This window comes from Psychromonas hadalis ATCC BAA-638 (assembly GCF_000420245.1).
GTDB classification, from domain to species: Bacteria; Pseudomonadota; Gammaproteobacteria; order Enterobacterales; family Psychromonadaceae; genus Psychromonas; species Psychromonas hadalis.
The window spans coordinates 1-10303 of sequence record NZ_ATUO01000126.1 but is presented as its reverse complement, the minus strand read 5'-3'; the positions used below and the strand labels follow the sequence as shown (position 1 = coordinate 10303).

At 37.9% G+C, this 10303-nt stretch carries 7 protein-coding genes and 2 pseudogenes; 2 read left to right on the top strand and 7 right to left on the bottom strand.

The features are described from left to right. Nucleotides 1–1193: 1193 nt before the first annotated feature. From G322_RS0114115 to G322_RS0114090, 7 genes and pseudogenes are all read right to left on the bottom strand, one after another. Nucleotides 1194–2267 (bottom strand): DUF6765 family protein, encoded by a 1074-nt coding sequence (locus tag G322_RS0114115; protein WP_022942393.1) that lies wholly within the window; start codon nt 2265–2267, stop codon nt 1194–1196. A 327-nt stretch (nt 2268–2594) separates the two neighbouring features. Then, nucleotides 2595–2807, bottom strand: a pseudogene (locus tag G322_RS0114110) (Y-family DNA polymerase); the annotation flags it as partial. Then, a pseudogene (locus G322_RS24305) lies at nt 2807–3203 on the bottom strand (LexA family protein). The pseudogenes G322_RS0114110 and G322_RS24305, both read right to left, overlap by 1 nt. A gap of 823 nt (nt 3204–4026) precedes the next feature. Then, nucleotides 4027–4401 carry a nuclear transport factor 2 family protein gene (locus G322_RS0114105; protein ID WP_022942392.1) on the bottom strand — a complete coding sequence of 125 codons (375 nt, stop codon included), beginning with the start codon at nt 4399–4401 and terminating at the stop codon, nt 4027–4029. Nucleotides 4402–4518: 117 nt separating this feature from the next. After that, nucleotides 4519–5409: a uridine diphosphate-N-acetylglucosamine-binding protein YvcK gene (yvcK, locus tag G322_RS0114100; protein ID WP_022942391.1), complete on the bottom strand. Its 891-nt coding sequence runs from the start codon at nt 5407–5409 to the stop codon at nt 4519–4521. 520 nt (nt 5410–5929) lie between these two features. Further along, the gene (locus G322_RS0114095) at nt 5930–6730 is read right to left on the bottom strand and encodes a phytanoyl-CoA dioxygenase family protein (protein WP_022942390.1); all 801 of its coding nucleotides are present in this window, start codon (nt 6728–6730) and stop codon (nt 5930–5932) included. A gap of 35 nt (nt 6731–6765) precedes the next feature. Beyond that, nucleotides 6766–7680, bottom strand: a complete 915-nt coding sequence (locus G322_RS0114090) for a LysR family transcriptional regulator (RefSeq protein ID WP_022942389.1) — start codon at nt 7678–7680, stop codon at nt 6766–6768. Between the two features lie 121 nt (nt 7681–7801). On the opposite strand from G322_RS0114090, the gene G322_RS0114085 reads away from it, so the two are divergent. Both G322_RS0114085 and tdh read left to right on the top strand, forming a co-directional pair. Further along, nucleotides 7802–9001 carry a glycine C-acetyltransferase gene (locus G322_RS0114085; protein WP_022942388.1) on the top strand — a complete coding sequence of 400 codons (1200 nt, stop codon included), beginning with the start codon at nt 7802–7804 and terminating at the stop codon, nt 8999–9001. Then, entirely contained in the window at nt 8998–10029 is a 1032-nt protein-coding gene (tdh, locus tag G322_RS0114080; protein WP_022942387.1) for an L-threonine 3-dehydrogenase, read from the top strand. Before G322_RS0114085 ends, tdh begins: the two co-directional genes overlap by 4 nt. Nucleotides 10030–10303 lie beyond the last annotated feature (274 nt).

The following is a 10303-nucleotide window of genomic DNA, read 5'->3' as shown; positions in this document are numbered from 1 at the left end:
CATTGCTTTTTAGCCACTTGAATATGTGATCTCAATGACTGACAAATGTAGCACTTGGAAACTAAAAACCAAATTAGCCTTCAAGAAACTCAGGACGCAACACTTCAAAAACTAAAAACAGAATTACGCCATTATAAACAAGTAGGAAATAATGGAGCGGAGCAAACCATTTTTGCTAATAGTGCGCAGACGACTATTAGTGACAGCCCTACTTGGCGGAATGAACAGACTTAGCAAACTCACAACGCACCAATTGATGAACGTTACAAAACCAATTTCAGATTACAAATCACTACTCAAAAACTGAAAATACACAACAGGTTTTAAGGCAGACTAACAGCTTATTAGACAGAATTTATCCGCATTTACTGTGGATAAATAGAACGGTCTAATTTATTTAAATTTGATGCAATGTTATCAAATTTAAATAACTAATCAACATCTTAAGAATAAAAGTAAAACCTTAATCAAGTGGATAGATAGAAAAAGTTCGTATTAACAAACAAAATACGGAATAACACTGCACTGTGCATAAAAACATATTAAAAATTAAAGAGAGTGGTTAGCTGCAATTTTAAATCAAAAAATAACGTTCAGTATAATGTGCTTCCAAACCTTCATTGTCTTAATACTAGAGGGATACAGTTGAGTGTTAACTATTGGTCATTCAACAACTATCGCACCTTGGCCTAAATATCAGATGCGTGAGTTAGAAAAGGTTTAGCAAAATTTTTAGATGAACCAGACAATAAGTTGTGCAACAATGTAGTAAGCAAAGAAACGATGATTGAAATAAATAATCGTTTGTGAGGTTATTACCATGGTTTGTAACAACAAAGACGTTAGAAAGTATATCCGCTCTCTAGAAAAATTAGGGAGGTCGATTATCAGTGGGAAACGCCATGCATGTCTTCTACATCCAAATGGAAAAAGGTGGATTTCTTTATCATGTACCCCACACGATAAAGGGTATTTACGTATCCTTAAAGGAAGAGTGAACCTAATAAATAACCTTAGATAATATTTTTTTGAGTCGCTGTATTCTCAATGCATCGTCAGGTTCCCTGCTCAAGTCAGGGAGGGCAACCACAACAGATAAGGGCTTTTGATTAATGCAATTAAAAGCCCTTCTCTTTACCTGTTCATATCCGGTAATTGCCCTCCCTAATTTAGACCTAGCGATCTAGGATTTTTTAGGCAACACAAATTCCATATTTAGGTAAAACATCATGCAATATATCGAACCTGTGCGCTTGGAGAGCATCATGGAATAGCTTCCAATTCGAATGTAAAAAATCAGCATGGTATGGAAACACATCCTCATCTTGATCTTCTTCTTTCTCTTGGCTGATGGCTTGATGCTTCCACGAGCCATCTCCTTTAGGCTTAAATTCTAATTGAACTGGACCAAATGCAAATGCACCTGAAGATATAACATCTAACCAAGCTGCATGTCTTTCATCTCCGTCTTCACTTGTGAATTCAGCGAGAAGATTACCTATTAAAACTTTATCCTCGTCTGATAATCCCGCCTGCTCACCTATTTTCATAGATTCGTCCTTGGCTATGTAGCATTGAACAACTCGGCACATTGCATCTGCTGCATCACAGAAAATTGGGTGGTTGTTTCTTTCTACAGCTTTCCCATTGCCATCGATGTAACTCCAGGATAAAAACGGTTTGTCAGGGTGAGATAGTGAAGCTCCGTGACCAAGAGGAAACATAGTGCTGACGAAGAAATTTTTCATCTTTTCAAAAAAGCTATCATCGTTTTCTGCATTACCACTACTTAGTTCGGTAACTTCATTGATTTTATGATTTACTCCAGAGAAACCTTGATGCGCAAAAGTATCAGCATATACGTGTAGCGTTATTCCAAGTCGATGAAGAGAGTAATTTTTATCTTTATCCCCCATCATTGATTTGAGCATGTCACGGGCAGTATAGCTATCAGGCTTACAGATAAGCTTTTCGATAAATTTTCCATCAGGGTTCTCACCAGCAGGTAAACCACCATTACCAGGTAAAAAATGAAACGGCACCCAAACACGGTGGTTTGCAAGTTCATCAGAATTTCTGTAATCCATCATTTTGTGAGCAGATGCCGTGCGGTGATACATTGCACCATTGTCGAACTTAATCACCCCCGTATTGGTCGCTTCATCCACATATTGTGCACTATATGCGACAATATCAGCATCTTCATGGTCAAGCCCTGCTAGTCTCGAAATGACGTATGTGAGTGTGTGATGTCCATCTATCTGCATTGATAATTCCTCGTGAAATTAAAGTAGGTTAAATATTGTACTGAACATATAGTGAACAAACATTGAGTTGCTTCATACTTCTAGAAACATAGGCCTACTTTTAAAGTGGTTAATGCTCAGTAACAATCTAATTATGATAGAACCATTTAATTCATTGATGAAGCAGTTCAAATATAGGGTGAATTAAAGTGTCAGCTAGGGGTTACAATATTTTAATTTGGTTGCTCATAAAAAAATATACCAATAACAAATAGTGATTAGATGATAAAAATTCCTAATAACTTGCATCATTTTATGGAATAAATCAGCATGGAGTTCATGATTTTATGAGCAAGCAATAATACCGGCTTGTTGACAGAACGCCTTTACCTCAAAAAAGGGCTTAAACTTTTGGATACCTAATGCGATGGCCTGTTTATTCGCTGCCACAATACAACCATCATTATTGGATAAAACAACCATGGGTTTACCGCACCACTCGGGCCTAAACACTTGTTCGGCACTGCAATAGAATGAATTAGCATCCACCAGCGCAAACACTATATGTGTGCCTCTAAAAGCTGACTGGTACGGTGACAGCGTATTGAACGAATCACAACACCTTCAATCGTAAACTGGTCATCTTCGTTAATGGGAATAGTTTTGTGTTGTGGGTTCGCAGACAGTAAAAGACGTTCTCTTCTATTAATAATCTTGCCGATAAACTTGCCATTCAAGTTGGCGACAATAACATCTGTATTTTGACTGTCACATGACGATCAAAAATTAAGATATCACCACTGAATATACCCACCCCTTGATTGAATGGCCATCGGCTTTGCCAATGAATGTCGCACTTGGGGGCTCAACGAGTAGTGCATCAAGATGTAGATAGTCACTGGCAGGACTTTAAAAGCTCGTAATACCAGCACTTGCTGTAATTGGAATAAATTTCATTACAATTTTACTGTATATAAACACAGTTAAATTGTAGGTTCGCTAATAATCAGCACAAGTAAAAAATTATCGGAACCATACAGAGTGTATTTGGCCCTTGCACCCTTTAAGTACCCCAACATTTCAAGCAAGATACATATTTTATTATTCGGTATTTACCGAATTTTTGAACAGATAATGAGGAAAACCTCCAAATAAGTTTATTGACAATAATTCCGTAAAAATAAATTGAAAATAATTTTAATCTACCAAAATCGCCTTAAGCCCGCGTTATCCCTACCGTGATAATAAATGTCGTTATGTCAATAAAATCAAAAGCACACAGTAATAATTTAGTTGTAATTTAGACAGAATATAGGTGTAATTAATGATGGGAATCGGGAGTTTTACATGTGCTTTTTTCCGTGCCACATTGAATGTGAATTATCAATAGGAGGCAATATAATGAAACCCAATGTTCAATTTAAGAAGATTTTAAAATCCAAAAAACTCAGAGTTTGATACAAAAAGTACCCTAGAACGGGTTGAAGCGAGGCCGTATAATCTACATATCGGCTTCAAAGATGAAGATAAGAATTTTGTCGATGAAGTTCGAGTTAACTTCGTTAGAGACTGCTATTCACGGTGTGTTCTGGGATATGATCTCAAAATAGGCAACAATGATGAGTCATATTTTGAGATTCTGAGTTACCAACACGCTATTTTTAAAAAACGATCCCCTACAAAACTAACAAATACTAAAATACATGGCCGATATTCGGACTACCTATGACTAATGGTTATAGGCGCTTAACGCCCATATTAAGTGGACTAAAATTGCTTGTTATATGTTTATTTTAAATGCTTTACAACTGGTGCCTTGATGGTATTTCATTTGCCATTGACTATCTGATTTCACCCAAATAGAAGAGCGTTTAGTAAAAGAGCCGTATTCACCTGAAGGCTTCAACAAGGCAGATTTATAAAGCAAAAGAATTACATTTTTTTCTAGATTTATGCACTCATAATCTTGAGAATGAACTCTATCTTCTGAGTGTTTTTCATTGTCTGTTAAAGAAACTATTTCATTAAAGTTATAGCTTCGTCCCGACTCTTCAACTTCCCTAAATTCAGGATGTAGTAAACGCTTGACTACTGATTTATTGTTTCTAAACCAGATTTGGTGAAGATCAATCTCTTGCTTAATGATTATATCCATTTGATACCCAATACAGTGAAGAATATATAATGCCGTAATAAACGGACTAAAATACGTCGTTTTATGTTGGAGATTTAATCTGTTTTATTAAACTGCTCAGTGACAATATCCTTAATATTATGGATCAAACTGCGCAATAATTGTTCGCATAAGTTTGTCTCTATCGTGACGCCAATCGCAACTTTCTGACGCTAAATCTGCCTGGATGAAATGCCATTTATCATCCAGATTAGGATCGATATTTTCACCAATTAGTGTATCAATTTTTCGCCCGTTACATGCCCTTTCACACCACTCAAGTTTCTGGTTAATATTCATTCTTCCCGCTGGGCCCTGTTCAAGTGAAAGGTTTTCAATAAAAATTAATTTTGCTTTTTGATTATTATGTATTGCAACGCTTATTTCAGGTAAGAGCAGTGGTGGCATGATGCTGGTTAAGAAACTACCTGGGCCAAGAATAATACAATCGGCTTGCATAATTGCAACAATAGCTTCATGAGTTGCAGCAATCTTTGGTTCCAAAGCGAGTCGCTGTAGCTGTTGTTGCATTTCATCAATACTCGTTTCGCCGTGAACCCATTGTCCATTAACCGCTTGTGCTTTCAGGTCGGAGGGTTGTTCGGACATAGGCACAATATTGACTTCAACTTTTAACATATTACGAATAAGTTGAATCGCTTCTAATGGCCTAACCGACATATTATTCAGAGCCGTGAGCATTAAATTACCTAGATTATGGCCATTAAGTTCACCCTCCCCTTTAAATCGATACTCAAATAAAATTGATTCGAGCGAAGGTTCGGTAATGAGTTGATTAATACAATTGCGTGTATCACCCCAAGCAATTCCTCCCTGGCAGTGACGAATTCTACCTGTTGAACCTCCGTTATCGGTGGTGGTCACAATGCCTGTCGCGTTACTGCCAAATCCTTTTAACGCAGCCAATATTCTGCCTAATCCGTGGCCTCCACCGATAGCGACAATTTTTTTAGTTTTATATACATTCATATTCATTCTTGTTAAACCGTTACACTACCAAGTAGCATTTATAAAATTAGTTCATAAATCAAATCAAAATATCCGCATGTAACACTGGAATTCGTTTACTAAGCGGGGCCATGTAAAAACATGGCTTCCACATTAAGCGCAACGGAGACAACGGTTTTAGTTGTGTTTAAATTGCTTGTTACTTGCCTTTTTGACAACGCAAACACTCGCCATAACTTACTGATTTTAAGTAACTTTACCCTTTTTAGGTTTCATAAACCAGTTTCAATATTTGAAAGCATGACACACTCAAGGTTTGACAAGTAGAAACTGAAAACAGAATTTCCACGAGTGAGTAAAATCAAGATAATAGAGCCTTAGTTTACTTTGCATTCCAATATCAAATTTGCATTGGCGACTATTAGTAAATAGTAATCGCTACAGAGTCTTAATGAAGGTAATTACAAACGCAATTTCCATTTTCAGAGATTGCTTTAGCAACTTGATTACTTGAGGTGTTACTTTCGGCTTTAATTGCTAACTAAGCTTTCTGGTACAACTCAGCCTTTGACTTTAAATCGAGCGTATTCATAAATAATCTTGGATTTTCAATTTTATCCAACATACCAATGGGAGGTAAACAATCATTATCAACGTAGTCAACAAAGTCACCCTCTGGATCAAACACTAAAATATCTAAAGCTAAGCGATCTAATCCGTATAAACCACGGTGGATCATATCTGCAGAAAATACCAGTAAATCCCCTGCCGCTAACTCGATTTTTTTACCACCAGAAAGTTCGTGATGACTCTCACATCCTTTTTCTTCTTGGCGCACATTATGTTCTTCTTCACTGTCCCAACGTTTATGTGTGCCGGGTATCAGTTCCATGCCTAGTTCATCAAATAAAGGCACACGAAAGTGTACCACTTGTGTTTCGTGAATCACTTGTTTTTGTATTTCAATGTCATGGTCATATTGACAGTCTCGATGCCAGAAATCTTTTTGCTGTGGATTAACGGGGTTGAAAAACAGTTGGGTATTCATAAAAGCGGGGTTATTGGCGATCACGGCATCAACAATATTCATCATTTTTTTTGAGCCGATAAAGTTAAAAAGCGTCACTCTATCGTCTGATGCAAGGTACTGACTGCCGGTAATTAACGAGGAATTAAACGCTTCCTCGCGATAAAATGTGGCGTTGTCTTGCTTCCATGCCTGATGAAATTTTAATACCACTTCTCTGAGTGCTGAAATTTCAGAAATACTAAAATAATTTCTAATCACAAAGTAACCGTGATCTTGATAACTGTTATTTAATTGATGCTGATTTTCTATCATTAACAATGATGGCCTTGAACTTATTAAGGGGAAATTTATGCTGTGATTAAATGCTGTTTTACAAATTCGGTGAAAACTTTTAATCGTGACGGCATATATTTATTTTGAGCATATTGCATCGCTATTACGCCGTGGTAATTTCCTTTTATCTGCCAATCAGCGAGAACGGGTACGACTTCTTTGTTTTGTAATGCATCTTTAATCACAAAATCGGGAAAGATACCGATCCCAAATCCATCTTTAACACCATTTAAACGCATTTGAGAATGATTGACTGCATAACGACCCGTTACAGCAATAATGTGACTTTGCGACCCTTTTACAAATTCCCATATATGATCTTTTGTTGTTTCACCTAAATATAAACAATCATGTTGTGTTAATTCTTGTGGAACAAGGGGTAATCCTCTCTTCTTTAGATAAGCCGGACTGGCGCATAAACTTAAATTAACCTTGCCAATTTCTTTTAAAATAAGGCCTTGCGTTGGTTTATCCGTTAACCGAAAAACCACATCAATACCTTGCTCTATCATATCGATGTCACCGTCCGATGCTCTTAGTTTTAAATTAATTTCTGGATATTGCTTTAAAAAAGGCGTGACTAAGGGTTGTAGTACAATGGTTAAAAATGCTTTTGGAGCTGCAACTGTTAAATTGCCGGCGGGTACACTATGTTCGCAACTAGAGATGTTAATTGCTTGTTGTGCGGCTTCCACTATAATTGCAGACTGTTGGACTATTTTTTTTCCGGATTCTGTGATCAATAAACGCCGTGTTGTACGCTCGAACAGTTTAACCGACAGTGCATTTTCTAAACGAGTGATTAATTTACTTAGTGCAGAGGGGGTTACGCCCAATTTTTTAGCTGCTGCAGTAAAGCTTCCCTCATTGACGACAACGATATAAGTAGCCAGATCTGGTAGTAAACTTATTAATTTATTTGTGACCATGATTCACTAATGCTTTTCCAACTTAAGGGCTAATCGCCACAATAAATTTCGATTATAATCTATTTATTAATAAATTAATTCCCATTTTTATAAAAAAATCAGACTAAATGAAGGAAACACTATGTCTTGCGCATTCTATAGCCAAATCAAACATCAAATTGAAGAAGTTAAACATGACGGTTTATATAAATCTGAACGCATCATTACTTCCGCTCAAAAAGCGTCTATTTCTATTGCGACGGGTCAACAAGTCTTAAATTTTTGTGCCAATAACTATTTAGGATTAGCAAACCATCCTAGCCTCATTCAAGCTGCAAAAGAAGGGATGGATGAGCACGGTTTTGGTATGGCCTCAGTACGGTTTATTTGTGGTACGCAAGACTCACATAAAGTATTAGAAGAAAAACTGTCTACTTTTTTAGGTAAAGAGGACACGATTCTTTATACATCATGCTTTGATGCGAACACGGGGTTGTTTGAAACCATTTTGAGTAAAGAGGATGCAATCATCTCAGATGCACTTAACCATGCATCAATTATTGATGGTGTTCGTCTTTGTAAAGCGATGCGCTTTCGTTATGCTAATAACGATATGGGAGAGCTTGAAAAGCAACTTATTGCAGCGAAAGAAGCGGGGGCACGTCATACGCTTATTGTAACTGATGGTGTGTTTTCGATGGATGGTGTAATTGCAAATTTGCCTGCTATCTGTGATTTAGCCGATAAGTATGAAGCGCTAGTGATGGTCGATGATTCCCACGCCGTCGGTTTTATGGGCAAGAATGGCGCGGGTACACATGAACATCATAATGTTATTGATCGCATTGATATTATTACGGGTACGTTAGGCAAAGCAATGGGCGGTGCATCGGGTGGTTATACTGCGGGTAAAAAAGAGGTGATCGATTGGTTACGTCAACGTTCACGGCCGTACCTCTTTTCCAATTCAGTTGCGCCAGCCATTGTTTCTGCGTCTATTCGTGTGCTTGATTTGTTGGCCGAGTCTGCTGATTTACGCAGTACGTTACGGGAAAACTCTGCACACTTCCGTACTCGTATGGAAGCGGCGGGTTTCACTATGGGTGGTATGGATCACGCGATTATTCCCATTATGTTAGGCGATGCAAAAATAGCGGCCGAATTTGCGGAACTTGCATTAAAAGAAGATATTTACGTGGTTGCTTTCTCTTTTCCAGTGGTACCAAAAGGCCAAGCGCGTATCCGTACACAAATGTCAGCAGCCCACTCACGGGAGCAACTTGACCGTGCAATTGATGCCTTTATCAAAGTAGGTAAAGCAATGAGGCTCATTCAATTATGAAAATTAAAGCACTTGTAAAATTAAAGCCTGAACAAGGCATCTGGATGACTCAGGTTGAAAAACCTGAAATGGGTCACAATGATCTACTTATACGTATTAAGAAAACCGCTATTTGTGGCACCGATATCCATATCTACAACTGGGATGAATGGTCACAAAAAACCATTCCTGTTCCGATGGTCGTTGGACATGAATATGTCGGTGAAGTGGTTGGCATTGGCCAAGAAGTACGTGGGTTTGATATTGGCGATCGTGTTTCAGGTGAGGGACATATTACCTGTGGGCATTGCCGGAATTGCCGTTGTGGTCGTATTCATTTATGCCGAAATACTACTGGCGTTGGTGTTAATCGTACGGGGGCGTTCTCTGAGTTTTTAGTCATTCCTGCGTTTAATGCATTTAAGATCCCAACTGAAATTTCAGATGACTTAGCCGCTATTTTTGACCCCTTTGGTAATGCGGTTCATACCGCCCTATCGTTTGATTTAGCGGGTGAAGATGTGCTTATTACAGGCGCAGGTCCTATTGGCATTATGGCAGCTGCCGTTGCTAAGCATATTGGTGCTCGTCATATCGTCATTACCGATGTTAATGAATACCGCCTCACACTTGCAAGGAAAATGGGGGTTACACGTGCAGTAAACGTTATAAATGAAAAACTTGAAGATGTTATGTTGGAACTTGGTATGACAGAGGGTTTTGATGTGGGCTTTGAGATGTCAGGCAACCCTTCTGCATTTAATAGCATGTTAACCAATATGAATCATGGTGGTAAGATTGCATTATTAGGCATTCCCCCTTCAGATATGGTCGTTGATTGGAATCAAGTTATTTTTAAAGGACTGATAATAAAGGGTATTTATGGACGTGAAATGTTTGAGACGTGGTATAAAATGGCAAGCTTAATCCAATCAGGATTAGATTTAACGCCCATTATTACCCACCATTATAAAATAGATAACTTCCAAGCGGGTTTTGACATGATGCGTTCAGGGTTGTCTGGTAAAGTGATTTTAGATTGGCAATAATGAACTTTTTGGGGTAAAGGTTATCTTTAGCCCCTTTCAGCATTGCTCTGTCTCTTTGAATGGGTGACTCTCTTCAAAATCACATTCGCAACTATCGTAATTGTAGCTTCCACCATTATCAAGACAACGGTCTCATTACAACTCATCAGTAATAGTGACGTTGTGAGTGTTATTAAAATCTTAATATTCAAAGGTTGTATATGCCTACATTATGTAAAACCAGAGCCAACGGGTTTAAATAATACAAGTTAAGTACAGTTAACCACCAATCCAG